This window comes from Ideonella sp. P3_A4 (assembly GCF_056403075.1).
In genome coordinates this window covers 1-1,222 of the sequence record NZ_JBFUGE010001101.1, presented here as the reverse complement: position 1 = coordinate 1,222, position 1,222 = coordinate 1, and the positions used below count along the sequence as shown (strand labels likewise).

Sequence of the window (1,222 nt, the reverse complement as noted above, 5' to 3'; positions counted from 1 at the left end):
GGCGACCGTCGCGCACCTCGTCCGTCACCTGGTAAGCCAGTGCGCGCGCCAGACCGTGGCCGGCCACGGCGGCAGCCACTTTCACGTCGTTGGCGTTCACCACCAGCCGCTCCTGCGGCGCCGTGGTGGCGCGGCCGCGCACGAAATTCCAACCGGTGCGGTCCTGCCCTTCGATCGTGAAGCCGATCGCGCGGTGGTGCTTCAAGTCCGCAGGCTCGCGCGGCGTGCCGTGGCGCTTCAGATAAGCCGGTGAGGCCACGATCACCGCGCGCATCTTGCCCACCGGCACGGCCGTGAAGCTCGAATCGGGCAGGTTCGCGATGCGCAACGCCACGTCGAAACCCTCGTCGATCAAGTGCACCAGCCGGTTGGTGAACAGCGCCCGCGCCTGCAACTGTGGGTGCTGATCGAGAAACTCGAACAGCAGCGGCGCGATGTGCCGGCTGCCGAACAGGGCCGGCGCGGTGACCGCCAACGTGCCTTGCGGTTCGCGGCGTGCGCCCGTGACCGCGGCCTCGGCCGCATCCAGTTCGGCCAGGATGCGGCGGCAATCGGCCAGGAAGGCCTCGCCCTGCTCGGTCAGGCGCAGGCTGCGTGTCGTGCGCTGCAGCAGCAGCGCACCCAGGTGCCGCTCGAGTGTGGCCACAGCGCGTGTGGCCGCCGGGGCCGAGACCTCACGCAGACGCGCCCCGCGCGCGAAGCTGCCGCATTCGGCCACGGCCACGAAGGTGCGCAGGCGTTGCAGGTGGTCCATGGTGATTCTTCCTCCAACTGCAATTCTGAACTACCCATGCTGCGTCTTCATTCCAGAGGCTGCAAGCCCTAGGCTTCGCCCATTCACTGCCTGGAGCCCCATGAACAAGCCCATCCGCCTTTACCGCTTCGCCCTTTCCGGCCACGCTCACCGCGTGCAGCTGATGCTGTCGCTGCTTGAGCTGCCCACCGAGCTGGTCGACGTCGACCTGATCGCCGCCGAGCAGAAGAAGCCCGAGTTCCTCGCCCGCAACCCGCTCGGGCAGGTGCCAGTGATCGAGGACGGCGACTTCACGCTTGCCGACAGCAACGCCATCCTCGTCTACCTGGCCCTGACCTACGACGAGCGCCGCCGCTGGCTGCCGCAGCAAGCCACCACGCAAGCCGAGGTGCAACGCTGGCTGGGGGTCGCTGCCGGGCCGTTGGCCGCCGGCGCGGCGCATGCACGCTTCGCCACGCTGTTCAACCG

The 1,222-nt window shown here is 68.8% G+C and carries 2 protein-coding genes; one reads left to right on the top strand and one right to left on the bottom strand.

Going from position 1 to position 1,222, the window contains the following annotated elements; genetic code table 11:
- Positions 1–754, bottom strand: a 754-nt coding sequence (locus tag AC1DYI_RS36190; protein WP_477208911.1) for a LysR family transcriptional regulator, incomplete at its 3' end; no start/stop codon positions are given.
- A 100-nt stretch (positions 755–854) separates the two neighbouring features.
- Here AC1DYI_RS36190 and AC1DYI_RS36185 point away from each other — a divergent pair.
- Positions 855–1,222 (top strand): glutathione S-transferase N-terminal domain-containing protein (locus AC1DYI_RS36185; protein ID WP_477208910.1); only part of this gene is annotated, 368 nt, incomplete at its 3' end.